Genomic DNA, 23626 nt, shown 5'->3' on the forward strand with positions numbered 1-23626 from the left:
CCGCCAAACCCGTTGCCACAGAGGCAACCTGGCAGTGTTCGCGGCGCCGTTCGTTCAGCGGAGAAGGTCGGCCGCCTTCTCGCCGATGACCACCGCGGGGGCGTGTGTGTGGCCACGAATGATGGTCGGCATCACCGAGGCGTCGGCCACGCGGAGGCCGTCGAGGCCGCGAACCGTCAGTTCGGGGGTGACGACACTGGCGGCGTCGCTGCCCATCCGGCAGGTGCTGGTCGGGTGGTAGAGGGTGTGGGAGTGCCAGGTGAGAGCGTCCTCGAGGGTTTCCTCGACCGTGGGCTTTTCGCGTTTGGGCTGGAGGAATCGGCCGATCCGGGAGCCGAGCGGCTCGGCGGACACGATGCTGTGCGCGATCCGCAGCCCGGCAAGGAGCGCGGCGCGGTCGGCGCCGTCGGGATCGGACAGGTAGCGCGGGTCGACGAGCGCCTTGGCCATCGGGTCGGCGGAGGCGAGGGTGACCGTGCCGCGGCTGCGTGGCTGGAGCAGGATCGGGCCGATCGCGATGCCGTGGCCGGGCGCGATGCCGATGCCCTCGTCGTAGAACGGGGCGGGTCCGAAGATGATCTCGAGGTCGGGCAGGTCGAGTTCGGGCCGGCTGCGCACGAAGCCGTATGCCTCACCGACATTCGAGGTGAGCATGCCCTGACGCCGCGCGAGGTAATTGAGCAGTTCCAGCGGCTTCTCCGCGGCGAACAGCGTGCCGGAGTCGACGGCGAACCCCATCAGCGAGATCAGGTGATCGGTGAGGTTACGACCGACCTCGGGCAGGTGGTGCACAACCGGAATGCCCTGGCGCCCGAGCGCTTCTCGATCGCCCACCCCGGACAGCTGCAGCAGCTGCGGACTATTGATCGCACCGCCGCACAGCACCACCTCCTTGTGTGCGCGCACCAGATGGGTTTCGCCGTTCCTGCGGTATTCGACACCGACGGCACGGGTGCCCTCGAACACGATCCGGGTCGCCTGCGCGCCGGTGAGCACGGTCAGGTTCGGCCGTTTGCGCGCGGGCTTCAGGTAGGCGTCGGCGGTGCTCCAGCGGGCGCCGCGCTTCTGGGTGACCATGGTTTGCGTGAAGCCTTCGGGCTGCGGCAGGTTCGCGCGCTCGCGCTTGAAGCCGGCGTGCTCGGCCGAGGTGAGGAAGTCGTCGGTCCACTGACGAGCACTGCGCTGGTGCGAGATCCGCAGCGGACCGGCGCGACCCTCGTCGGGTTCGGCGGCACCCTCGACCGACTCGATGCGCCGGAAGTACTCGACCACCTTCGCGAACGACCAGTCCGGACCGGCGGCGCCTGCCCACGCGTCGTAGTCGGCCGCGAAACCGCGGACCCACATCATCGCGTTCATCGACGACGACCCGCCGAGCATCTTGCCGCGCGGCCAGAAGATCTGGCGGTCGCCGAGTTCGGGCTGGGGGGTGGTGAGGTAGTTCCAGTCGAGATCGGTCTGGAACAGCTTCGAGAACGCCGCCGGAATGTGGACGGCCTGCTTCTTGTCCTCGGGACCGGCCTCCAGGGCGATGACGCTGGTGGCCGAGCGCTCGGTGAGCCGTGCGGCGAGTACCGCGCCCGAGGATCCGGTGCCGACGACGACGTAATCGGCGATGCTGGTGTTCATCTGATTCTCCAAGGTTGTCGGGCTCAGCCGCGCAGGGCGGACGCGAAGATCTGGGGCAGGCGCAGCCAGCCGGGGTCGGCGCCGAATTCGGCGAGCAGTCTGCCGGTGCTCGCGGCGGTCTTGTTGCCGACGAACCACGGTGGCTTCGGCGAGATCGCGAGTTCGCCGCGCAGCAGCGAGCGCGGCGCGGGCCGGAACGGGCCGCGCACCACGGTGCGCTCCACGCGGTCGATCAGCCACGCGTTGTGGACGACGCCGATGCCGCTCTGCACGTCGTCGATGGTGTGGCCGGGGAAGGCGCCCCAAGAGGCCGTCGGCGTCAGGTAGCCGACACCGGTCCAGGCGTTGATCGCCACCGTGCCGTAGCGCAGATCCTCGATCAGCTCATCGAAGGACGCGCCGAGTTCGGTGATGGTGCCGGGCTCGGCGATGATGTTCACACCGAGCGTTCCGGCGAACGCCTCGTTCGCGGTTCGGGCGGCTGCCCTGGTGAATTCCGCTTCGGTTCCGGGCAATTCGACTACCCCGAAGACGGGCGCGAAGTACTCCTCGGTCAGTAGCGGCTCGGCCGGGGAGGGCGCGAGGCCGGTGACGAGCACCCGGCCGCCGCCGAGTCGCTCGGCTCCCGGATAGGACTCGCAGGCTCCGGCGACCCGATCGTCACTGCCCGGGTAGTAGGCAGGGCGGGCGGGCGCCTTCGCGATCGCGGCGCGCACCGCGGCGAGGAATTGATCCTTCTGCGCCCAGTCGGCGGAGATGATCATGGCCTGGGCGGCGACGCAGTTGTAGCCGCCGTTGTGCAGCCGCTGGGTCGCGACGTGTTCGGCCTGGAAGGCGATGTCAGCCGCGCTCCACTCGCCCGGCAGCACGATCGTCGGCGACACACCGCCCAGTTCGCTGGTGACCGGCTTGGTCAGTTTCGGTGTGCCCGCCAGTCTCCGCTCGGCGGCCTCGGCACCGGTGCCCCAGACGATCGCGTCGTGGGTGCGCGCGCTGCCGGTCATGTGCACGTGGTCGACGAGCTCGTTGCCGATCAGATAACCGCCCACCTCGGCGCCACCGGTCAGCAACCGCACCGCGCCGAGGTCGATCAGCGGGGCCAGGATCTTCGCGAAGACCGGCAGCATCGGATCGGTGATCGGGTTGAGTTTGAGCGCGACGACCCGGTTGTGCGCGATCAGTTCGTAGAGCACGTCCAGCGGCGCGATCGAGGTGATGTTGCCCGCGCCGAGCACTGCGCCGACTCCCTGTGTGCGGCTCGGATCCAATTGGGCCAGACCGGCGTTCGCCTTCGCGGCGGCAGTGCTCACGCCGCGCTGCAGCCACACCTGCGCACTGAAGCCGTTGAGCAGCAGCGCGTCGAACGGGCTCGCGGGCAGCACGTCGACGGTCACCCGGTCACCCGCGACGCCGAAGCTCGCCTTGTCGAGCGGGCTCTCGCCGCGGTCGAGGATGTCGAGTGTCTTCGACAGCGCACCGAGTCCGGCGGCCATCACATACGGTCCCGAGGTCCATTCCTCACCGACCAGCGGCGAGTCAGCCGCGAGGCCTTTGATGCCTGCGGCCGCGTCGACCCACTCCTGAGCGTGCCGTCCGGTGAGCTCGCGCACCCGGTCCAGCAGCGCACGCCGACCGGACAAGGAGGTGGCCGCCCACCTCTTCTCGCCGTCGACGAGCTCGGACAACGCGACATCCACCGCGGCGAGGCCGGGCTCTGCCTTCTTGGTGACCACTGGCGATCCTCCACAACTGTTGGGCCGGCTTCGGCACGCAGCGGCCGAGATAGTTCGATTCTGTCGCCGTCAACCGATGAGCACCATGTGCTCCGGTTGCGGATCCGCCCCCACCTCTGTTGTGCCCGGGCACAATGTCGACGTGACCTGGCTCATGCGGCGTCGTGGCGAGTTCGCTCATCGGCCACGACCATGATGTGCTCGTGCACAACCCAGGGGTGGCGCAGCTCACCCCGTGGTCTTAGCCTGTAGGGATGACCGCTACATCGCCGATCACGACCGCGCCGCCGACCGGGCTGGCCGAACCGCTGCTCGATTCGGTCGAGGCCATGGCCGCGGAATTGGTCGGCCGCATCGCAGGCGCTGACCGGTCCTATGCCGACCCTGGCCTGCTCACGGCCGAGGAACTACAGCAGGCCTGCCTGGAGAATCTCACCGCGATCATCAGCGCGCTGGCCGGAACCGGGCCGGCGCGGCTGCACGCGGCGCGCGCCGTGGGACGGCTCAAGGCCGAGCGTGGCGTTCCCATCGCCGCACTGCTGCACGCCTATCGCCTCGGGGGCAGACTGACCTGGGAGGAACTCACTGCCCGGTCCACCGGTCCCGGCGACCCGCGGCTGCACGACCTTGCCACCGATCTGTGGAATCTGATCGACACCTTCTCCGACGCGGCGGTCGAGGCCTACCGCGAGACCGAGATCATGCTCGCGCATGTCGATGCGCAGGCCCAGAGCCGTTTGATCCGTACGCTTTTCGACGATCACTCCGACAATCCCGCCCACACTCTGACCGCCCTGCGCACCCTGGGTCTTTCCGAGAACGGCGTCTTCGCCGTCGTGTCGATCGAGACCACCGACTCCGGCGCTACTCTCCCCGCCCGCCTGGTCGGCGCGCTGCGAGATCTCGGCGCCAAATCCGTGTGGGATTCCCAGATCGACTCGCACACCGGGCTGCTGTCCGCGTCGGCGCCTGCGATGATCGAACGTGCCTGCGACGTGCTGGCCGAGCTCATCGACGGGCGGATCGGCCTCAGCGCCGCCTTCACCAGCCCGATCGCCATCCCCGGCGCGCTGACCGAAGCCCACCTCGCCGCTCGCAGTGCGCGACCCGGCGCGCGCACCGTCGTCCGGTTCGGCAGCGAGCCGCTCGCCCATCTACTCGTCACCGTGCCAGAGGCCAGCAGGCGTGCCGCCGCCCAAATACTCGGGCCCGTGCTACGACTGCCCACCCCTGATCGTGACGATCTGATCGCCGCGCTCGACGCGTGGTACCGCCACCGCGGATCGACCGCCACCGCGGCCGAGGAACTGCACTGTCACCGAAATACGGTGCGCTATCGCCTGCGCAAGATTCGTGACCTGACCGGTCGCGACACCGCGGATCCGGTGCACTCCGCGGAGCTGCATCTTGCGCTGCAAGTAGTCATACTGCTCGCGCCGTAGGCGCCGAACGGGGCTGCTGCAGGGGTAGGTGAGGGCTGTCACCCGAAGACGAAGTACAGAGCGTGGATTCCTTCGATTGTGATCGAGCCCTCAGGCGGTTCTGCTGTTGCGGCTGGTAGCGGCGACCCGCGGGAGCGGAGAAATCGCGCGGACATTCCACGCGGAGTCCGGATCGCTCTCCCCACATTCCGGTAGGGCAGTTCAGGGTCAACGACACCACCGATGTCGAGCGGCCAGGCCGAAGCGATCCGCGCGCCGAAGCCGTTGGTGGACCGATGAGCTCGGTCGTGCGCGCCCGGATCAAACCGTGCGGCTCATCGTCGGCAACGCGCTGCGGTACATGCGGGTGACGATCAGAACAGGCCGTTGGTGTGCGGCAAGACGGCGGGGATCGGGGCGATGACATCCCAGTGCTCGACGATCTTGCCGCCGCCGACGCGGAACAGGTCGTAGTACGCGGCCGGGTCTCCGAATTCGCCCTCGGACTGGAGCAGCACGAAATCGCCTTCGGCGATCACCTTGTGGACCTTCTTGTACACAAGGTTCTTTCCCTGTGACGCCCACTTCGCAGCGGCGGCACCGAACCCGTCCAGACCGTCCGCGGCTTCCGGGTTGTGCTGATCGTAGGTCTCGGTCGAGATGTAATCGGTCAGCACCGAGTAATCAGCGCCGACAAGGACCTTGCGTGCGAACTCGGCGACCAGGGCCCGATTGGACTCGGTCCTGTCCAGATCGGTAATTTCTGTGGGCCCGTCGGTCTGGCCGCGCCCGGAAACGGTGGCACCGACCAGCGGAGTGAGTGCATCCCAGTGCTCGGCCAGCCTGCCGTTCGCGTCGACACGGAAGATGTCGAACCCGACCAGCGGGTCGGGACCGAAGCCGAAGTAGGTACCGTGCAGGGCAACCAAGTCACCGTCGGTGATCACCCGAGCCCCTTCGTAGCGGAAATCGTCGCCGAGGCCGGCCACCAACTGACGAAGGGCCTGCGGTCCGTCGGCGGCCAACGAGCTGTGCTGGATGTAGTCGTCGGCAAACCAGCGATCCACCGCGGTCGGGTCCTTCTTGCCGAACAGTTCGGTGGTGGCGGTCATGACAGCGTTCTCGATGTTGCTCATTATCTGTACTCCTTCTGGAGGTAGCGAAAACGGAACTGCTCGCACGCTGCTCTCACTTATTCTTATCCGACACCCGGATGGGCACTGGAAGGGTGAACAAGCCAAATCTACGGTGAAAGTGCAGATGGATTCGGATACGCTGAGGACTGGATATGGTCAAAAAGCGACACATCCGGGTAGGGAGACTGCTCGACGTTCCCTTTTCCGCCCCAGTCGGTACCCCGACCGGTGTCGAGGTACTGCGGCTGTCCGAGCTGCGGAATCGGGTATCCGGCGACGTTCTCTCGACCCCCCAGCGACCCGACTTTCATCACCTGCTCACCCTCACCGAAGGTTCTCTGCGGCAAACGGTCGACTTCGCCACCTATATCCTCGAGCCGCGGTCCTGGCTGTGGATCCGACCCGGCCAGGTCAACCAGTGGGGTGATCTCGCGCATGTCGACGGTTCGCTGGTCCTGTTCCAGCAGGGTTTCCTCAGCCCGGCCACCGTCGCAGGCGCCCGCATCGACGACCCGCATGCCCCAGTTCTGCATCATCCGTCCCCCGGTGATGTCGCGGCTTTGCGACTGGCCACCGACCACCTGACCGAAGAGTTCGATGCCTTCGGCAGGCTTCCCATCGAGATCCACACAGCGACTCTGCGACACCTGCTGTCGGTCCTGGTGCTGCGCTTGGCTTGTCTCCCCACCCCGGCCGGCGCCCCCGTCGCCGAAATCTCCCCCACGTTCATGATCTTCCGAGACGCTGTCGAAGCTCACTTCACCCACACCCGCCGGGTCGAGGACTACGCCCGAGAACTCGGATATTCGCCCCGGACCCTGTCCCGCGCCACACTCGCCGGAGCCGGACTCGGTGCCAAGGACTACATCGATCGCCGAGTTGTCCTGGAGGCCAAACGCCTACTGGCCCACAGCGAACAAACCGCGACCCGCATCGCCGACCACCTCGGATTCGCCAGCGCGACCCACTTCAGCAAGTACTTCCACCAGCGCACGGGACAGACTCCCATCACTTTTCGCAATGCGATCCGTGGGCACACCGAACCCTGAGAGCGGCCGAAGTCCCGGTCGTACATCAGGCCGGCCGCAACTGAGCACCTTCACATCAGGCATAGCTCGCATCCGAATTTGCATTTGTTCAGCATAGGAGATTCGCCAATCATGTAATCATGACCACATCGACCGAACGCTGGATTCGCAACTACGTGGACGGCGAATTCATCGATCCCGACCCGCAGCGCAGCTTCGACAATCTCGACCCCACTACCGGCGCGCTGGTCGGGCGTGTGCACGAGGCCGATTCGCCGATGGTCGACCGAGCCGTCGCTGCGGCACGCCGGGCACTACATCGGGGTTGGGCCGACACACCGGTTCGTGAGCGAGCGGAGTTGCTTCGGCGGGCGGCGAATCGGATCGAGGAACGGTTCGAGGAGTTCGTGGCCGCCGAGATCGCCGACACCGGGAAGCCGATCACGCAGGCGCGTGAACTCGATGTCGCGAGGGCGCCCGCCAACTTCCGAGCCTTCGCCGATATCGCGGCGGCCGCCGGGCAGGAGTCCTTCCTCACCGACCTCGCCGGCGGCAGACAAGCCTTGAACTACGCAGTCCGCAAACCTTTGGGTGTGGTCGCGGTGATCGTGCCGTGGAACCTGCCACTGCTGTTGCTGACGTGGAAGGTGGCGCCCGCGCTCGCTTGCGGCAACGCTGTTGTTGTCAAGCCGAGTGAAGAAACCCCTTCGACAGCGAATCTGCTCGCAGAGGTGCTGCAAGAGGTGGGGCTGCCACAAGGTGTTTACAACGTGGTACACGGCTTCGGCGCGGGCTCGGCCGGGGAGCTTCTGACAGCGCACCCCGGAATCGATGGCGTGACCTTCACAGGGTCGTCCGCAACCGGCACACATGTGATGAGAACAGTTGCACCGCGGGTGAAGCCGGTGTCCTTCGAACTCGGCGGCAAGAACGCCGCCGTCGTGTTCGACGACGTGGACCTCGAGGAGGCCCTGACCGGGCTGACCCGGTCCGTGTTCACCAACACCGGGCAGGTGTGCTTGTGCACCGAGCGGGTGTACGTCCAGCGGGGAATATTCGACGATATCGCAGAAGGTCTCGCCGAGCGGGCCGCCCGGCTGCGGCTGGGTGCACCGTTGGACCCCGCGACCACCACGGGGCCGCTCATCTCCCAGGCGCACCGAGACAAAGTTCTCGGCTACTTCGAGCTCGCGGAACAGGCCGGCGCCGAAGTGATCGCCGGCGGCGGCATTCCCGAACTGGGCACCGCTCTGAACGCCGGATCCTGGATAGAGCCCACCCTGTGGACAGGCCTGACGAACGCGGACCGCCCGATACGGGAAGAGATCTTCGGTCCGGTCGCCGCGCTGATCCCCTTCGATACCGACGACGAGGCAATCGCACTCGCCAACGACACCGAATACGGTTTGGCCGCTGCGGTGTGGACCAATGACCTTCGGCGGGGCCACCGCGTCGCGCAGCAGATGCGAGTCGGCATCTCCTGGGTCAATACCTGGTTCACCCGAGAACTCCGCTCCCCCTTCGGCGGTGCCGGGCTCTCTGGCATCGGGCGCGAGGGCGGCGAATCCTCGCTGCACTTCTACACCGAACCGACGAATGTGTGCGTGCAGCTATGACGGAACAGCACATGATCGCGAGCACTGAACTCATCGCTGCCGCAGCCGACCGGCTACGCGTCGCGGGCGAGACCCGAACCGCCGCCGCTCCCGTCCGAGAGCTCGTGGGCGCGACAGACCTCGACGCTGCCTACGCGGTGCAACGCGAGGTGATCGGCGCGCGAGTCGCGTCGGGAGCCCGGGTGGTCGGCGCGAAGATCGGCCTGACCGCGCCGGCAGTTCAACTGCAGTTCGGTGTCTTTCAGCCCGACTTCGGCATGTTGCTCGACGACATGATCTATGGGCACCGCGAACCTGTGCCGTACGCACGATTCCTCCAGCCGCGCGCCGAAGGCGAGATCGCCTTCGTTCTCGGCCGTGACATCGACAAGCCCGGCGCCACGGTGGCAGACGTACTGCGCGCCACGGATTTCGTACTGCCCGCGGTCGAGATCGTCGACTCCCGGATCGCGAACTGGGATCTCACCATCACCGACACGGTCGCCGACAACGCCTCCAGCGGTGCCGTCGTCCTCGGCGTCACGCCGGTGTCGCCGACCGGACTGGATCTGGCCCGAGTCGGGATGGTGCTCGAGCGCGACGGTGAGCCGGTCTCCTTCGGCGCAGGGCATGCCTGTTCGGGGTCGCCGGTCGTGGCTGTGACCTGGCTGGCACGAGAACTCGCTCGGCGCGGACAGCCACTACGCGCAGGCGAGGTGATCATGTCGGGCGCATTGGGGCCGATGGTACCGATCTCGGCCAAGGGCACCTTTCGGCTGCGGCTCGGCGGCCTCGGCGAAGTCGACGCCGTCATCGAAGAAGAGTCGGCATGAACAGGACGCGCCACACAACACTATTGGAGAGTGAATCCCGTTGAATACGAAAGCAGTCGACTTCACTGGTCTGGCCGCCCGCCTCGATGAAGCTCAGCGCACAGTGACCGATACGCCGAGCCTGGCCGACACCCTCGACATCAGCATCGACGACGCGTACCGAATCCAAAGCGAACTGATCGGCCGCCGACGGGCCCGTGGCGAGTCCATGACCGGTGTGAAGCTCGGTTTCACCAGCAGGGCGAAGATGGCCCAAATGGGCGTGTCGGAGGTGATAGTCGGGCGACTCACCGACAACATGAGGATCGATGACGGAGGCGAGGTGGCGTTGTCGCGCTTCATCCATCCCAAAATCGAGCCCGAGATCGCCTACCGGATCGCTCGCGATGTCGACCCGGACGATCCGCTGGTGGACATCGAATCCTGTGTGGATTCGGTCGCGCCGGCCATGGAGATCATCGACTCGCGATATCGGGATTTCCGGTTCACCTACACCGATGTCGTCGCCGACAACACCTCGGCCGCAGCCTATGTGATCGGCCCCTGGCAGGGCCCACAGGACGTCGCGAACCGAGCTGTGCGTTTGGAAGTCGGAGCCGAGACCATGCTGGGATCGACAGCCGCGATCCTGGGCGATCCGGTGCGGGCGCTGCACGCACTGCTCGATATCAGCCGTCGCAGGAAAATTCCGTTGCGCGCCGGTCACGTGGTCCTCGCTGGTGCCGCAACGGCAGCGATCCCGCTGACCGCGGGCATCGCACAGTGCGACATCGCCGGACTCGGCCACGTCACCGTGAAGGGAATCGCATGAGCAGCGGCGCACACAGCGCCAAGGTCATCGATCACCTGGCAATCCCCCGTGGCAGGTTCCCACACGTGAAGGTGGCCGGAGACTTCGTGTACGTCTCCGGGACCAGCTCCAGGCGGCCCGACAACTCCTTCGTCGGTGTCGAGGTCGACGAGATGGGCACCACCGACCTCGACATCCGAGCGCAGACTCGCGCGGTCATCGAGAACATGCGCGCCATCCTCGCCGGAGTCGGCGCCGAGCTCTCGGACCTGGTTCAGGTCACCGCCTATCTGGTCTCGATGAACGACTTCGGCGGCTACAACGACGTCTACGCCGAACTGTTCGATGAGACCGGACCAACCCGCACCACCATCGCGGTGCACCAGCTACCGCACCCGCATCTGCTCATCGAGATGAACGGCGTGGCCTACTTGCCCGCCCGTCCGCGCAATCCGACCGAAGAGGCTATGTCATGACACGCATCCCGCCCACCATCAATTTTCAGAAGTGGATCGCCGACAACGAGCACCTGCTCGAACCGCCGGTCAACAACCAGACCATGGCGCTCGGCAATGACTTCATCGTGCAGGTCGTCGGCGGCCCGAACCAGCGGACCGACTTCCATCTCGACCCCTATGAGGAGTGGTTCTACCAGCTCAAGGGCGACATGCACGTCAACGTGATGACCGACGACGGCCCTGAGACAGTCCATATCAACGAGGGCGAAACCTGGCTGCTGCCGGGCAATCTGCCACATTCGCCGCAGCGCCCGCAGGCCGACTCGATCGGGCTGGTGATCGAGCGGGTGCGTCAGGAGGGCACCCTCGAGAAATTCCAATGGTACTGCCAGAAATGCAACGCTCTGATCCATGAGATAGAGCTCCAGGTCCGCAACATCGTGGCCGACCTTCCGCCCGTCTTCACCCAGTTCTACGACAGTGTCTTGGCCCGCACCTGCGGGAACTGCGGAGCCATTCATCCAGGCAAGGGGTGAGGACGTGTCCGGAATGATCGATATCCACACCCACTATGTGCCGAAGGGCTGGCCGGATCTGACCGAAGACGGCGGCTCAGAGGCACCGTGGCTGCGGGTCGAGACCGAGTCGGACGCCATGATCATGATGGGTACTCGGGAGTTCCGGCGGATCCGAGCGGACTGCTGGGACGCCACTCACCGAGTGCGGGACATGGACGCCGACGGGGTACACACGCAGGTCGTCTCCCCCACGCCCGCGTTCTTCAATTACGGCCGCTCCGGCGAGCAGGGCGCGCGGATTGCGCGAATATTCAACGACCTGGCGCTCGAGATCGTCGCACCGGAAGCCGACCGGCTGATCCCGTTCTGTCAGGTGCCGCTGCAAGACACCGACGCCGCCTGCCGCGAGCTCGAGCGATCCCTGTCCAACGGCCACCGCGGCGTCGAGATCGGCAACCATGTCGGGGACAGCGATCTGGACAGCGAGGGAGTGGTGACATTCCTCCAGCATTGCGCCTCCCTCGACGTTCCCGTGTTCGTTCATCCGTGGGATATGGCGAGCTCGCCACGCCTGGACCGGTGGATGGCGCAATGGCTGACCGCGATGCCTGCGGAGACCCACCTGTCGATCCTCGCTCTGATCCTCGGAGGTGTCTTCGACCGGATCGATAGCCGCCTGAAGATCGGCTTCGCCCACGGCGGCGGATCATTCGCGTTCTGGCTGGGACGGATGGAGAACGCCTGGCACGGGCGCAACGATGTGATCGGCACGTCGGACTTCCCGCCGTCGCACTACATCGGCCGCTTCTACGTCGACTCTGTCGTGTTCGATGAACGCGCCCTGCGCCTGCTGATCGACACAGTCGGTGTCGACCGGGTCATGGTCGGAAGTGACTACCCCTACCCCCTCGGCGAACGGCCGGTCGGGGAGGTGGTCCGCAAGAGCGAGTTCCTCGATGATGCTGCGCGACAGCTGATCGTACGGGGTAACGCGGAGCGGTTCCTCGGCCTCTGAGCGTCCGGTCGAGCGGGGCGGTGGCGGTCGGATCGGCGGCGGATCCAGCTGACGTCGACCGACCACCGCCCCGGCATCAGCCAGGTCAGGGCTGACTCAGATCCTGTTCGGCGACGTGGTGGGGTAGTCGAGGAATCCGAGGCCTCGACGCTCGACCGCGTCACTGATCACGTGCTCGAACTCGCACGCCTCGGGATGCACCCGCTCCCAGGCAATCCCGACCACATCCGCGAGCAGCCGCTCCGCGATTCGGTGTTTACGCATCACCGCGATCGCCATGACGTCGGCCCATTGCCGGATCGGCATACCCCCGGCGCAGAATTGCATTCGACAGGCATGTGCCGTGAGCACAAGATGGAATGGACTGCGCTGCCGCCAGAACGGGACCGACCACTTCTCGGCACCGACTCGAATCGAAAGGAAGCCCCGATGAACCCTCCGACGAAGAGCATCGATGTTGCCGGACATGCGATCTCGTACGACGAACACGGCGATCGCGATAAACCGACGGTTACCCTGCTGACCGGCTGGTGCCAGGACCACCGACTGTTCGACCCGTTGGTCCCCCTCCTGGCCGAGGACCACCATGTCGTCCGGATCGACTGGCGCGGGCATGGCGCAGACCGCACCCCGGTAGCCGATTTCGGGCCGCCCGAGCAGGCGAGCGATACACTGGCCGTCCTGGACGGCATCGGCGTCGACCGCTTCTTGCCGCTGTCGACCTCGCACGGCGGCTGGGCGAACCTCGAACTCATCGATCGCGTGGGCGCCGACCGCGCGCCCTCCGCAATCGTCATCGACTGGCTCATGACGCCTGCCTCGGCGGAGTTCCTCGCCGGCCTGGCCGCCGCCCACGCTCCGGACAGCTGGCGGGCAGCCCAGCGCGAGCTGTTCGACATCTGGCTCAACGGCAGCTCCGACGAGCGAGTGCGCAACCATCTCGACAACGAGATGGCGGCTTTCGATCACGAGATGTGGTCCCGCTCTTGCGATGTCATCGCCGCCGCCTACGGCCAGTGGGGGTCGCCGCTGCAGCGGATGGACAAGCTGGCCGCGCACCGACCCATCAGACACTTGTTCTCTCAGCCGACCGCGCCGGAGTACCTGCAGGCCCAGCAGGACTTCCATGACGCTCATCCGTGGTTCACCTACCGGATGGTCGGTGGCGAGACACATTTCCCCACACTCGACTCCCCCGCCCTGGTGGCCGAGGAAGTTCGCGCCCTCGCTCGTTCCGCGTTCTGACCCCTCGGATGTCCGATCCGCAGATCGACGTCGAGTACAACGTCCGCAATACAGTCACCCCGGAGCTGTTCGACCAGGTGATGGCCGAGTACCGGGTTCGATCCCACCGAGCAACTGCGGGATTGCGAGGCATCGAGGGGCTGTCCTACGACCAGCGAAGCCAGCAGAAGCTGGACGTCTGGGGCACGGTCGCCGATGAATTGCGCCCAGCGTTCCTGGTTATTCACGGTGGCTACTGGCGAGCGCTGTCGCGGCACGACACAGCGTTCATGGCGCGAACTCTCGATGCTGCCGGGATCGCCACCGTCTCGGTCGACTACGGCCTCGCACCCGAGACATCGCTGGAGGAGATCGTTCGCCAGGTCCGCGCTGCCGTTGCCTGGGTGCATCACCACGGGGCGGCATATGGCATCGACCCCGGGCGCATCGTCGTCGGCGGCAGTTCGGCCGGTGGCCATCTCACGGCCTCAGTCATGACGGTCGGCTGGCAGCGCGACTTCGACCTACCGGATCACGTTGTCCGCGCGGCGATGCCGATCAGCGGACTGTTCGATCTACGCCCCCTGGTCGACTCGTTCGCCAATGAGTGGCTCGGTCTCGACATCCGTCGTGCCGAGCTCCTCAGCCCGGTCCTACATGCCTCTGGTCCCGGACCGAGAGCGGTCGTCGCCGTCGCCGAACGCGACGGAGCCGGATTCCTCGAGCAGAGCCGGCAGTTCCATCGGGTGTGGGTGGCTCACTCTCCCAGTGAACTGCTTGTCGTCCCGGACCGAAATCACTACGACGTCTTTCTGGATCTGGCCGACGCCGGTTCGGATCTCACTGCCGCCCTGGTCCGTATGTTCGCCGAGCTCGGACAACAACCGAGCCCCTGATCACGCACTGAAGCCCCGAATGCCCCACGTCAGTGGGGCATTCGGGGCTTCGTCGGTCTGGCTCAGTCCGTTTTGTACGCCTCAGCGAAGTTGGCGGCGGCTGTCTGCTCGGCCGCCGTGAACCAGCCGCGGATCTCCTCCGTGCTGTGCGTGGTCAGGCCCGCAGCCGCCTTCTCGATCCGATCGAGCGCCGCGTTGGCCCGGGTTCGAACGGCGGCCAGATCCTGGCCGACAAGGTGACCGTGGCGCTTGCGGATCACTCCGTCGACCATGACGGTGTCCACGTCGGCCGCGGTCGACTGCAGCACCACCGAACCGGCTGGGTAGCTCGACCGCACCAGGTCCATCCGCGGTTTGACGACGATCACGTCGGCCTTCTTACCGACGGTCAAGGATCCGATACTCTCGCCGAGGCCCAGTGCCGCGGCTCCGTTGCGTGTTGCCCAGGCGAGTGCGTCATGGACACGCAGTTGCACGGTGGCGGGCACAGACCCGGTCGCGTGGGTCGCGGCGTGGTCGAGCGCTCGCTGGAATTGCAGACCCAGGCGCATCTGCGAGAACAGGTCGCCCGAGCCGACACACACGATGTCGGTGCTGATCGCCGGGGCGAGGCCGTGGTCGAGCGCCGCCCGGAACGGCGGATGCCCCATGCCCATCTGCATCTCGGTCTCGGGCGCGATGGTGACCTTCGCACCGGTGTCGGCGAGCAGTGCCCACTCCCTCTCGTCGAGGGCCGGACAGTGGATGTGCAGGTGCCCGGGCAGAAGCAGGCCGTGGTGATGGAGTTCGTGCAAACCCCGCAGCAGGATGGAGTTCGTCGCGGCGCCGGTATGCGAGGCGCCGAGGATTCCCAGTTCGCGGACCTTTCGGATCTCCGCTGCTGTATCGGCGAACGCGACGGTGCCGAAATCGCTGTACAGGATTGCTATTCGGGACAGATTGTCTTCCGAGGTGAAGTACTCCGACCGTAGCCGCTGCGCCTCGTCGAGGCGGTGGCCATGAGATTCGAACACAGGCGGCCGGTAGTCGTACTGCTGCATGCCGTACGCGTAGACCGAGCGGATCCCGACGGCACGTAATGCCTCGATGTCGGCGCGTGCGTGGTCCGGACTGTTCACACAGTCGTGGCAATCCATGATCGTTGTCACGCCCGCGTCCAGTGCTTCCAGCGCGCCGACCGTCGACGCAGCAGCGGCATCCTCCGGGCGCACGATCGAGCCGATCCCGTAGAAGGTCGAGGCAAGAAACTCGAGAAGCGAGTGGTCCGCTGAGGTTCCTCGCAGCAATGCCATCCATGTGTGTCGATGGCTGTCGATCATTCCGGGCAGGATGTAGCCGCCATCGGTGTCGATGACTTCGGCATCGATGCCCGTGAACTCGTTGGCGGACCGCGCGACGGCGATGATCCGGTTGCCCTCGATCAGGACGGCTCCGTCCGGGAGATCGCCGTACTCGTCGTCCATACTGATGACAGTTCCGCCGGTGATGACGGTTCTTCTCACGCTCATCCGTACATCGTCATCACGTGACGAAGGTCATGCCAATACTTGTTCGTTCCGTACTCATACCCAGGAGGACATGGCTCGGCAGTGAACTCACCAGTTCTACGTATCGCGGCGCTCGGCAAACCGATACGCTCGGCTCGTGGACATGCCCAAACTGCTCGACGGGCGGCTGAAGCTGCGACACCTCGTGCTCGTCGACGCCCTGACCAGGCAAGGTAGCGTCGTCGGCGCTGCGGCCGCCTTGCACGTAACCCAGCCCGTCGCGACCCGCAGCCTGCACGACCTGGAGACAATCCTCGGGGTCTCGCTGTACAAGCGAGGCGCACGTGGCATCACCCCCACCATTTTCGGTGAGGCGTTCACCACGCATGCCCGGGCCGTGCTGGCCCAGCTGAATCAGGCGGGTCGCCATGTCGTGGAGTTGGCCGAAGCCGACCGCGGCACGGTAGCGGTCGGCACCCATCTCGCGGGGTCCAATGTGCTGCTCCCCGTCGCGATCGCGCGACTGAAGGCCGAGCGCCCATCGCTCACCGTGATCGTGCGAGAAGGAACTCCCGAGGTGTTGCTGGTCGAACTCGAGGCAGGGCGCGTGGATCTCATCGTCGGCCGGCTCACCGCGGCCACCGACGAGAATGTGGTGCGCAAAACCCTGTACCAGGAATCCATCGAACTCGTCACCCGCTCGGACCATCCGCTGTCCGACCGCGTTGATCTCACTCTCGACGACCTGCGTGGGTTCCCGTGGATCCTGCCCGGCACCGAGACTTCGCTGCGGCGCGAGCTCGAAGAGCATTTCGTGCGCAATGCGATGGCATTGCCGGACAATCGTGTCGAGGCAACGTCGTTCCTCACCGTACGACGGCTGCTTCTGGAGACAGACATGATCGCGGCACTCCCGAGTCTGATCGCCAGAGACGACAGCAGGTTGAAGCCCCTCCCTGTTTCGCTGGAGCCCATCGGACACAGCGTCGGCCTCACGCTCTCTGCCAGCCGGACCCTGAGTCCATCGACTGCGGCTCTCGTCGACAACCTGGGGACGATCGCGGCCGAGATGGCACCGACTTGCGACTGAGGAACATCAGTCGACCATGAGTCACCTTTGAGACTATGCCCTGGAGGCATTGATCACGGCCCAATAGGCATTTGTCCGACATGGCTCATGCGCGTGATGCTTAGTGCAGCGAGGAGTGAGACCTCCGACACACTGCACGGCCACCGAACAGGAGCACGCCATGACCGAGCAAGTTCTCGACGGCATCAGAGATCTACTGCCAGCACTGCGCGAACGCGCGCAGGAGTCCGAGGACAACCGCATGGTTCCGGACGAATCCATCAAGCAGATCCGCGAGACCGGCTTCTTCCGGATGCTCCAGCCTGCCCGCTATGGCGGAACCGAATCCGGCCTCGTGCCCTTCTATTCCGCCGTCAAGCTGATCGCGAGCGCCTGTGGATCCACCGGCTGGGTTTCCTCGGTCCTCGGCGCGCACAACTGGCACCTCGCAACGTTTCCAGAGCAGGCACAGGACGACATGTGGGCGGACGATCCCGATGTCCTGATGTCTTCGGCCTATGCCCCCATGGGCAGGGCGACCGCCACCGAGGGCGGCTACCGGCTCAGCGGTAAGTGGAGCTTTTCCTCAGGTTCCGCGTACGCCGGTGGCGCCATTCTCAGCAGCCTCGTTCTCGGCCCGGACGGCAATCCTGTCGACAACCTCGCCATGCTGGTTCCCGCCGAGGACTACACGATCGACGACGTATGGCACACCGTCGGGCTTCGCGGCACCGGCAGCAACAACATCATCGTCGATGACGTCTTCGTCCCACAGCATCGCACGCTGAGCTTCGCAGACTCCTTCCGCTGCACGTGCCCCGGACAAGCCGTCAACACCAACCCTCTGTATCGCGTTCCGTTGTTCTCGCTGATGAGCACGACCATCACCACGCCCCTCGTCGGTATGGCGGTCGGCGCCTACGATGCCCACATCGCGCACCAGAAGGAACGGATCCGCGCCTACGGTGGTGCACGATCCAAGGACGATCCGTTCGCCAAGGTGAGGGTGGCGCAGGCGGCCAGCGAGATCGACGCCGCGTGGCTCCAGCTGACCACCAACATCGCCGACATCGAGGGCGCGGCGCAGTCCGGCGATGTCCCGATGACATTGCGCACCAAGGTACGCCGCGACCAGGTCCGAGCATCAGAACGTGCCATCTACGCCATCGACCGCCTGTTCGAGAACTCCGGTGCCTCAGCCATCTCGACAGGCGCACCGATCCAACGGTTCTGGCGCGACGCTCATTCGGGCCGGGTACACGTCGTCCACGACCCGGAGGCCGCGCTGAAAATGTATGGAGACGAGGCGTTCGGCGCGACGATCGACGGCGGGATGTTGTGAGCGCCATGGTCGCCGCTACCGCCACCCCGAAACCCTCAGTGAACATCGAGGATCCGACACACTTCCGGCGAGTTCTCGGAAGTTTTTGTACCGGTGTCGCTGTTATCGCGACAGTCGAGAACGGCGACCCGGTCGGCTTCGCGTGCCAATCGTTTTCCGCGCTATCGCTGGACCCACCGCTGGTCCTGTTCTGCCCGGCAAAGAACTCCCGCGCGTGGAGCGCCATAGAACGCGTCGGGCACTTCACAGTCAATCTGCTCGCAGCTGACCAGCGTGCAGTGAGCGCTGTCTTCGGCCGGCGCGGTGAGGACAAGTTCGCCAAAATCCGATGGACCCTCTCGCCCGCCGGCGCACCCGTATTGGACAACGTTCTCGCCTGGATCGACTGCGAGGTCGCCGACGTCCTCGATGGCGGCGATCACCACATAGTCATCGGCCGCGTCACCGCACTGTCGGCGGGCGGCCCGACCGCACCCCTGCTGTTCTACCGCGGCGCCTACGCCGGCATCGACGAGACCACCCCGGCATCGAGTGCCGTCGAACAGCTGACCTGCCGACCGGACGACTGGTTCTAACGTTTCCCGATCCGATTGCGCCCTGCACGGCCGAGCCGCTGGGACCCGAGCGAATCCGCTCGCGGTATCAACAGTTCGGCCGTGCTCGTCGTCGCGAGGCGTGCGGCATCACGATGACTCCACAACGTTGCGCCGAGCCCGGCAGCACCTGTAGACCGCAGCCTCGAGGGGCCGCGGCCTACAGGTGTTCTGGCCGATCCATACCGATCAGACAGCGAGTCCCTCTGCACCGCTGCCGCGTTCGGCCATCATTGTCAGCGCGATGTCGACGATCATGTCCTCCTGTCCGCCGACCAGACGCCGCTTACCAGCCTCCAGCAGCAGCGATCGCACGTCGACGCCATAGCGCGCCGACGCGGTCTCGGCATGCCGCAGAAAACTGGAATACACGCCCGCGTAGCCGAGGGTGAGCGTCTCTCGATCCACGCGCACCGGACGGTCCTGCAGCGGACGGACGATGTCGTCGGCGGCGTCCTGCAGAGCGAACAGGTCGCAGCCGTGCTCCCAACCGTAGAGGTCGGCGACGGCGATGAACGCCTCGAGCGGGCAGTTGCCCGCGCCGGCACCGTGCCCGGCCAGCGACGCATCCACCCGGGTGACACCGTTCTCTACGGCGATCACGGAATTGGCGACCGACAGCGACAGGTTCTCATGGGCGTGGATGCCGAGCTCGGTGCCGGGATCGAGCACGTCGCGGTAGGCACGCACTCGTTCCGCCACACCGGTCGGCGTCAGTCTCCCGCCGGAATCGGTGACGTAAATACAGTGCGCACCATAGGTTTCCATCAACTTCGCCTGCCCTGCGAGCTCGTCGGCGGGTGCCATATGGCTCATCATCAGGAAGCCCGAGACGTCCATACCGATCTCGCGGGCAGTGGCGATGTGCTGGGCAGAGACGTCGGCTTCGGTGCAGTGGGTCGCTACCCGCACCGAGCGCACGCCGAGGTCATAGGCGCGTTGCAGATCACCGACCGTGCCCACCCCGGGTAGCAGCAGGGTGGTCAGGCGGGCCCGTTCGATCACGTCGGCGGCGGCTTCGATCCACTCCCAGTCGGTATGCGATCCGGGACCGTAGTTCAGCGATCCCCCAGCCAGGCCGTCACCGTGAGCAACCTCGATGGCACCCACCCCGGCGGCGTCCAGTGCCGCGACTATGCGGCGCACGTCCTCGGGCCGGACCCGGTGGCGCACCGCGTGCATGCCGTCGCGCAGGGTGACGTCCTGGACAAAAACGGTGGTGCTCATCGAGCGAGTTCCTTCCGCTGTGCGATCCGTTCCGCGATCTGCAGCCCCGCGGAGGTCATGATGTCGAGATTGCCTGCGTACGCGGGCAGATAATGCGCGGCGCCCTCGACGGCGAGGAACACCGACACTTGATGGGTGGGACGCCGACCATCGGCGAGCAGCGTGTGCACCGGCTGGTCTGCCGGTATCTCGGTGATCTGCACCTTTTGTTCGAGCCGATAGCCCGGAACGTAGGCGGCGACGTCTGCCACCATCGCCTGGATCGACTGCCGGAGTTGTTCGTGCACAACGGGATCCGGTGCATCGACGAGGCAGAAGACGGTATCGCGCATCACCAGCGGCGGCTCGGCCGGATTCAGGATGATGATCGCCTTTCCGCGCTGCGCGCCACCGACCGACACGATCGCCGCGGAAGTCGTCTCGGTGAATTCGTCGATATTGGCCCGGGTGCCCGGGCCGGCGGACTTAGACGCGATCGAGGCCACGATCTCGGCGTAGGCCACGTGGGCCACTCGGGAAACCGCCGCGACGATCGGGATCGTCGCTTGGCCGCCGCATGTCACCATGTTCACATTCGGGGCGTCCATGTGGTCGTCCGCGTTGACCGCGGGCACGACGTAGGGCCCGATCGCGGCCGGCGTCAGGTCGATCAGCCGTTTCCCGAACGGCCGCAGTCGGGCGTCATTGGACAGGTGGGCCTTGGCCGAGGTGGCATCGAAGACGATCTCTATATCGTCGAATCCCGGCATCGATACCAGGCCCTCGACACCTTCGGCGGTGATCGGAACGCCGAGGCGGGCCGCACGGGCCAACCCGTCCGATGCCGGATCGATGCCGACCAACGCGCCCATCTCGAGGTGAGTCGAGGTGCGAAGCACCTTGATCATCAGGTCGGTACCGATGTTTCCCGAGCCGATGACCGCAACTTTGACCTTGGTCATGCGCCGACCCCCGGACGCAAAATCGCCGCACGGTGACCGGTCAGCATTGTGGTCACCTTCTGGACCGGCTCTACCGAATGCAACAGAGCCGGGGCACGTAGCTGCACCTGAACGGTGCCAGCCGTCACGGAGGCCGCGGGGTTTATTGAGATGTTCATGGCATCCACTCTCCGTGCCACAATTCGGCGCCACCACCGTTTCGTCTCGCTGAGCGATACGATGCCACCATGACCGATGGCGCAGATGTCGGCACTGTCCTGGGTAAGTCGGTAACGATCCTGCGCGCATTTCGCGCCGATGATCAGACGCTCCCGCTGGCTGAACTGGTCCGGCGCACCGGCCTCCACAAAGCAACCGTCCACCGGCTGGCCAGGGATTTGGCGCGCAATCGCCTTCTCGATCGGAGCGATGAGGGGTATCGGCTGAGCGGCGGCCTGTTCGAACTCGGCATGCGCGCGTCGGTGGAACGCAGCCTGCTCGAGATTGCGATGCCGTTCATCCAGGACCTCTACGAACGTACCCACGAAACGGTCCATCTCGGCGTACGGGACGGCCACGACATCGTCTATCTCGCCAAGGTGGGCGGCCACAAGCAGACCAACGCTCCATCACGCACCGGCGGACGGCTCCCCCTCTACTGCACCGCCATCGGCAAAGCCCTGCTCGCCGACGCCGCTCCTGCGCTGCGCCGTGCGGTGCTGTCGGAACCGCTCACCCGACGAACCCCGCATACCGTCGTAGCGCCCGGCATGCTGCGCCGTCAACTCCAGCAAATCAGCAAGAACGGCTGCGCATTCGAATACGAGGAATCTGCCATCGGCCTGGTCTGCGTGGCCGCACCCATCTTCGGCAGCGACAACACGCCGGTCGCCGCAATCAGCATCGCCGGCCCGAGCAGCCGATTCAGGCCCGACGCACACGTCCACGCGGTACGCGCCGCAGCCGCTGGAATCTCCCGCACCCTGACCCGTCGTGACGTCCTGCGGGACGGGAAACGATCGCCGTGACGGGCCCACGGTCTAGTCGCAACCGCACCCAGGTTACCTTCGGCCTGCGCCTGCCAGTCCGGCATCCGTCCGAACTGCTTCCCCGGCAGTACCGACCGCGAGCGTGCTCTCGACGCCGTCCACCACTCCACCGCTGGGCAGCCGACCGCATGCTGCCATCACATTCCGACGAAGCGGGACAACTTTTCGAGTCACCTGCCTGCGTTGCCAGAAGCTCAAGTTGTCAGGCCGATATCCGGGGCCTGGGATTGACGAAGCCCCAGACAGTCGTCACACGCCGAGCTACCTCTATCGGAGCTGCTCGACAACGATGGGATTACCGGATGCAATGGCTCCACAGTTACTCGGGGCGGGTGCACCCCTGAACCGGTCGTTGAGCCATTGCAAGGCACGAGCGGCCCAAATCATGAGAGCGGGCGCGTGGCTGACGAAATCATATTGGTCGTACTGCACAGTCACACCGGCCTCGCAGTAGCGGTTGGCCAACGCGCGGACGTCTCCGGTAACCATGATGCCATCACCATCACCGATGCCGGGCCCACCGGGAATTGTCCCTTCGAGTATCCCGTTGGAGCCCTGCGCGATGAACATCGAAGTATTCGGTATGGGTGCCAAGCCCATGTTGAGCTCGTTCACCACTGCCACGAACTCAGGTACCGAGTTCGGGTCGCTGAATTCGGGCAGCGCCATCTGCTGCCAGGTCAGTCCTGGGTATTGCAGGAAGACGTTGAGGATCGAGGCATCCTGGAGTCGAGCAACGGTCTGACGCCCGAAGTCGTTGAGATAGCGGGTGAAGTCGATGCCGTAGGAACGCGCGATGCCGACGACGGCCATCCCGACCACACCGGCCCATCCCAGGCTGCCGTTCGCGTAGCGCAGGTTGTTGGCGGGAGCGACCAGCACACCTCCCTCGGCGGCGCCGACCAGGTCCGCCTCGATATCAGGCGCGTAGGCGGGCGCCAAGATGGCTGCCCAGTTCGTGGCGATCGCTCCACCTGAGTAGCCCATCAAACCGATTTCGGCTCGTCCGCTGATTCCGGTCTCCGGCGTCGAGCGTGCCGCTCGTAACGAAAACAAGGTGTGCAGACCGTATTCCGGTCCCGCAGCGAAGTTTGCCCCTGGGCCTTCGGTGTCGGGAATTACCACGGTGTAGCCCTGGGCCAGAAGCGGAGCGAAAGCGGCCGTCTCGCCAGAGACCAGGACACTGCCACCGGCGATATTGGAACCGGAAGTGGTAGCGCCGCCGATCTGCACATCACCAGCGATTGCGCGCGAAGGGCTGTCAGCGGGATTGAGGGAGTCATACATCGACTGGAACGAAACGACCTTCGATCCGTCGGAGGCCGGGGGGCGGACGATGGAGGTCACGTTCGCTACCGGCTCGCCGAGAGCGTTGGTTGAGCGGTAGAGCACCTGCACGGCGGTCATCGGCGTATCCACGCCCACAACATGGTATTTCAACGTCCGCGTCTTCAACACCGTCCCCGGGGCGAGGCTTGCCAGATCGATCCCGTCTCCTGCCACAAAGAAGTCGTCTGTCGCGGCATGGCTGACGACTGCCGGAGTCAGTACGGTCGAAACCATCAACCCGACGGCCAACACCCCTGCCCGCCAGTGCGTGCTGACACGCCTCACGTCTACCTCCCTGATTCTGTGAGCCCTTCAGCAGTGAACGGGTTCTCGT

At 65.6% G+C, this 23626-nt stretch carries 21 protein-coding genes and 1 pseudogene; 14 read left to right on the top strand and 8 right to left on the bottom strand.

Going from position 1 to position 23626, the window contains the following annotated elements; genetic code table 11:
* Nucleotides 1-54: 54 nt before the first annotated feature.
* The gene (locus tag ACFO5K_RS09040; protein WP_378558889.1) at nucleotides 55-1629 is read right to left on the bottom strand and encodes a GMC family oxidoreductase; all 1575 of its coding nucleotides are present in this window, start codon (nucleotides 1627-1629) and stop codon (nucleotides 55-57) included.
* A 23-nt stretch (nucleotides 1630-1652) separates the two neighbouring features.
* Entirely contained in the window at nucleotides 1653-3362 is a 1710-nt protein-coding gene (locus ACFO5K_RS09045; protein WP_378558892.1) for an aldehyde dehydrogenase family protein, read from the bottom strand.
* Nucleotides 3363-3616: 254 nt separating this feature from the next.
* Between ACFO5K_RS09045 and ACFO5K_RS09050 the strand changes: the two genes are divergently transcribed.
* A complete protein-coding gene (locus ACFO5K_RS09050; RefSeq protein ID WP_378558895.1) occupies nucleotides 3617-4804 on the top strand; it encodes a PucR family transcriptional regulator in 1188 nt (395 codons plus the stop codon).
* A 353-nt stretch (nucleotides 4805-5157) separates the two neighbouring features.
* Here ACFO5K_RS09050 and ACFO5K_RS09055 read toward each other — a convergent pair whose 3' ends face one another.
* The gene (locus tag ACFO5K_RS09055) at nucleotides 5158-5919 is read right to left on the bottom strand and encodes a nuclear transport factor 2 family protein (protein WP_378558899.1); all 762 of its coding nucleotides are present in this window, start codon (nucleotides 5917-5919) and stop codon (nucleotides 5158-5160) included.
* A gap of 152 nt (nucleotides 5920-6071) precedes the next feature.
* On the opposite strand from ACFO5K_RS09055, the gene ACFO5K_RS09060 reads away from it, so the two are divergent.
* The 7 genes from ACFO5K_RS09060 to ACFO5K_RS09090 all read left to right on the top strand — a co-directional run bounded on the left by ACFO5K_RS09060 (nucleotide 6072) and on the right by ACFO5K_RS09090 (nucleotide 12156).
* Nucleotides 6072-6968 (top strand): helix-turn-helix domain-containing protein, encoded by an 897-nt coding sequence (locus ACFO5K_RS09060; RefSeq protein ID WP_378558904.1) that lies wholly within the window; start codon nucleotides 6072-6074, stop codon nucleotides 6966-6968.
* Between the two features lie 119 nt (nucleotides 6969-7087).
* On the top strand, nucleotides 7088-8563 hold the full coding sequence (locus tag ACFO5K_RS09065) for a 2-hydroxymuconic semialdehyde dehydrogenase (RefSeq protein WP_378558908.1): 1476 nt from the start codon (nucleotides 7088-7090) through the stop codon (nucleotides 8561-8563).
* An 11-nt stretch (nucleotides 8564-8574) separates the two neighbouring features.
* On the top strand, nucleotides 8575-9375 hold the full coding sequence (locus ACFO5K_RS09070; protein ID WP_378558911.1) for a 2-keto-4-pentenoate hydratase: 801 nt from the start codon (nucleotides 8575-8577) through the stop codon (nucleotides 9373-9375).
* A 40-nt stretch (nucleotides 9376-9415) separates the two neighbouring features.
* Nucleotides 9416-10186 (top strand): 2-keto-4-pentenoate hydratase, encoded by a 771-nt coding sequence (locus ACFO5K_RS09075; protein ID WP_378558914.1) that lies wholly within the window; start codon nucleotides 9416-9418, stop codon nucleotides 10184-10186.
* On the top strand, nucleotides 10183-10641 hold the full coding sequence (locus ACFO5K_RS09080; RefSeq protein ID WP_378558918.1) for a RidA family protein: 459 nt from the start codon (nucleotides 10183-10185) through the stop codon (nucleotides 10639-10641). Before ACFO5K_RS09075 ends, ACFO5K_RS09080 begins: the two co-directional genes overlap by 4 nt.
* Nucleotides 10638-11159 carry a 3-hydroxyanthranilate 3,4-dioxygenase gene (locus ACFO5K_RS09085; RefSeq protein ID WP_378558921.1) on the top strand — a complete coding sequence of 174 codons (522 nt, stop codon included), beginning with the start codon at nucleotides 10638-10640 and terminating at the stop codon, nucleotides 11157-11159. Before ACFO5K_RS09080 ends, ACFO5K_RS09085 begins: the two co-directional genes overlap by 4 nt.
* Before the next feature lie 4 nt (nucleotides 11160-11163).
* Nucleotides 11164-12156, top strand: coding sequence for an amidohydrolase family protein (locus tag ACFO5K_RS09090; RefSeq protein ID WP_378558925.1), 993 nt, complete (start codon nucleotides 11164-11166; stop codon nucleotides 12154-12156).
* 108 nt (nucleotides 12157-12264) lie between these two features.
* Here ACFO5K_RS09090 and ACFO5K_RS09095 read toward each other — a convergent pair.
* Nucleotides 12265-12435 (bottom strand): annotated as a pseudogene (locus tag ACFO5K_RS09095) (metal-dependent transcriptional regulator); the annotation flags it as partial.
* A gap of 150 nt (nucleotides 12436-12585) precedes the next feature.
* Here ACFO5K_RS09095 and ACFO5K_RS09100 point away from each other — a divergent pair.
* Both ACFO5K_RS09100 and ACFO5K_RS09105 read left to right on the top strand, forming a co-directional pair.
* Nucleotides 12586-13401 carry an alpha/beta fold hydrolase gene (locus ACFO5K_RS09100; protein WP_378558929.1) on the top strand — a complete coding sequence of 272 codons (816 nt, stop codon included), beginning with the start codon at nucleotides 12586-12588 and terminating at the stop codon, nucleotides 13399-13401.
* A gap of 8 nt (nucleotides 13402-13409) precedes the next feature.
* A complete protein-coding gene (locus tag ACFO5K_RS09105; RefSeq protein WP_378558933.1) occupies nucleotides 13410-14276 on the top strand; it encodes an alpha/beta hydrolase in 867 nt (288 codons plus the stop codon).
* Between the two features lie 62 nt (nucleotides 14277-14338).
* Here ACFO5K_RS09105 and ACFO5K_RS09110 read toward each other — a convergent pair whose 3' ends face one another.
* On the bottom strand, nucleotides 14339-15784 hold the full coding sequence (locus ACFO5K_RS09110) for an amidohydrolase family protein (protein ID WP_378558937.1): 1446 nt from the start codon (nucleotides 15782-15784) through the stop codon (nucleotides 14339-14341).
* Nucleotides 15785-15920: 136 nt separating this feature from the next.
* On the opposite strand from ACFO5K_RS09110, the gene ACFO5K_RS09115 reads away from it, so the two are divergent.
* The 3 genes from ACFO5K_RS09115 (at nucleotide 15921) to hsaB (ending at nucleotide 18749) form a co-directional block, all read left to right on the top strand.
* Nucleotides 15921-16853, top strand: a complete 933-nt coding sequence (locus tag ACFO5K_RS09115) for a LysR substrate-binding domain-containing protein (protein ID WP_378558941.1) — start codon at nucleotides 15921-15923, stop codon at nucleotides 16851-16853.
* A gap of 160 nt (nucleotides 16854-17013) precedes the next feature.
* Nucleotides 17014-18174 (top strand): 3-hydroxy-9,10-secoandrosta-1,3,5(10)-triene-9,17-dione monooxygenase oxygenase subunit, encoded by a 1161-nt coding sequence (gene hsaA, locus ACFO5K_RS09120; RefSeq protein WP_378558945.1) that lies wholly within the window; start codon nucleotides 17014-17016, stop codon nucleotides 18172-18174.
* A gap of 5 nt (nucleotides 18175-18179) precedes the next feature.
* Nucleotides 18180-18749, top strand: coding sequence for a 3-hydroxy-9,10-secoandrosta-1,3,5(10)-triene-9,17-dione monooxygenase reductase subunit (gene hsaB / locus ACFO5K_RS09125; RefSeq protein WP_378559011.1), 570 nt, complete (start codon nucleotides 18180-18182; stop codon nucleotides 18747-18749).
* A 207-nt stretch (nucleotides 18750-18956) separates the two neighbouring features.
* Here the strand turns inward: hsaB and dmpG are convergent, their stop codons facing one another.
* Both dmpG and ACFO5K_RS09135 read right to left on the bottom strand, forming a co-directional pair.
* Nucleotides 18957-19994: a 4-hydroxy-2-oxovalerate aldolase gene (gene dmpG, locus ACFO5K_RS09130; RefSeq protein WP_378558948.1), complete on the bottom strand. Its 1038-nt coding sequence runs from the start codon at nucleotides 19992-19994 to the stop codon at nucleotides 18957-18959.
* Nucleotides 19991-20935 (bottom strand): acetaldehyde dehydrogenase (acetylating), encoded by a 945-nt coding sequence (locus tag ACFO5K_RS09135; protein ID WP_378558951.1) that lies wholly within the window; start codon nucleotides 20933-20935, stop codon nucleotides 19991-19993. The genes dmpG and ACFO5K_RS09135 overlap by 4 nt, the downstream gene beginning before the upstream one ends.
* A gap of 227 nt (nucleotides 20936-21162) precedes the next feature.
* On the opposite strand from ACFO5K_RS09135, the gene ACFO5K_RS09140 reads away from it, so the two are divergent.
* Nucleotides 21163-21942: an IclR family transcriptional regulator gene (locus ACFO5K_RS09140; protein WP_378558954.1), complete on the top strand. Its 780-nt coding sequence runs from the start codon at nucleotides 21163-21165 to the stop codon at nucleotides 21940-21942.
* A 288-nt stretch (nucleotides 21943-22230) separates the two neighbouring features.
* Here the strand turns inward: ACFO5K_RS09140 and ACFO5K_RS09145 are convergent, their stop codons facing one another.
* Nucleotides 22231-23526 (bottom strand): lipase family protein, encoded by a 1296-nt coding sequence (locus ACFO5K_RS09145; RefSeq protein WP_378559014.1) that lies wholly within the window; start codon nucleotides 23524-23526, stop codon nucleotides 22231-22233.
* Between the last annotated feature and the right edge of the window lie 100 nt (nucleotides 23527-23626).

This window comes from Nocardia halotolerans, from assembly GCF_042650145.1.
Classification (GTDB): domain Bacteria; phylum Actinomycetota; class Actinomycetes; order Mycobacteriales; family Mycobacteriaceae; genus Nocardia; species Nocardia halotolerans.

Bases quoted from the DNA above. Each gene is read 5' to 3' on its own strand.
- dmpG (WP_378558948.1), bottom strand. From the start codon at position 19,994: ATGAGCACCACCGTTTTTGTCCAGGACGTCACCCTGCGCGACGGCATG.
- ACFO5K_RS09140 (WP_378558954.1), top strand. From the start codon at position 21,163: ATGACCGATGGCGCAGATGTCGGCACTGTCCTGGGTAAGTCGGTAACG.
- ACFO5K_RS09085 (WP_378558921.1), top strand. From the start codon at position 10,638: ATGACACGCATCCCGCCCACCATCAATTTTCAGAAGTGGATCGCCGAC.
- ACFO5K_RS09080 (WP_378558918.1), top strand. From the start codon at position 10,183: ATGAGCAGCGGCGCACACAGCGCCAAGGTCATCGATCACCTGGCAATC.
- ACFO5K_RS09055 (WP_378558899.1), bottom strand. From the start codon at position 5,919: ATGAGCAACATCGAGAACGCTGTCATGACCGCCACCACCGAACTGTTC.
- ACFO5K_RS09135 (WP_378558951.1), bottom strand. From the start codon at position 20,935: ATGACCAAGGTCAAAGTTGCGGTCATCGGCTCGGGAAACATCGGTACC.
- ACFO5K_RS09100 (WP_378558929.1), top strand. From the start codon at position 12,586: ATGAACCCTCCGACGAAGAGCATCGATGTTGCCGGACATGCGATCTCG.
- ACFO5K_RS09145 (WP_378559014.1), bottom strand. From the start codon at position 23,526: ATGGTTTCGACCGTACTGACTCCGGCAGTCGTCAGCCATGCCGCGACA.
- ACFO5K_RS09105 (WP_378558933.1), top strand. From the start codon at position 13,410: ATGTCCGATCCGCAGATCGACGTCGAGTACAACGTCCGCAATACAGTC.
- ACFO5K_RS09050 (WP_378558895.1), top strand. From the start codon at position 3,617: ATGACCGCTACATCGCCGATCACGACCGCGCCGCCGACCGGGCTGGCC.
- ACFO5K_RS09040 (WP_378558889.1), bottom strand. From the start codon at position 1,629: ATGAACACCAGCATCGCCGATTACGTCGTCGTCGGCACCGGATCCTCG.
- ACFO5K_RS09060 (WP_378558904.1), top strand. From the start codon at position 6,072: ATGGTCAAAAAGCGACACATCCGGGTAGGGAGACTGCTCGACGTTCCC.
- hsaB (WP_378559011.1), top strand. From the start codon at position 18,180: ATGGTCGCCGCTACCGCCACCCCGAAACCCTCAGTGAACATCGAGGAT.
- hsaA (WP_378558945.1), top strand. From the start codon at position 17,014: ATGACCGAGCAAGTTCTCGACGGCATCAGAGATCTACTGCCAGCACTG.
- ACFO5K_RS09070 (WP_378558911.1), top strand. From the start codon at position 8,575: ATGATCGCGAGCACTGAACTCATCGCTGCCGCAGCCGACCGGCTACGC.
- ACFO5K_RS09065 (WP_378558908.1), top strand. From the start codon at position 7,088: ATGACCACATCGACCGAACGCTGGATTCGCAACTACGTGGACGGCGAA.
- ACFO5K_RS09110 (WP_378558937.1), bottom strand. From the start codon at position 15,784: ATGAGCGTGAGAAGAACCGTCATCACCGGCGGAACTGTCATCAGTATG.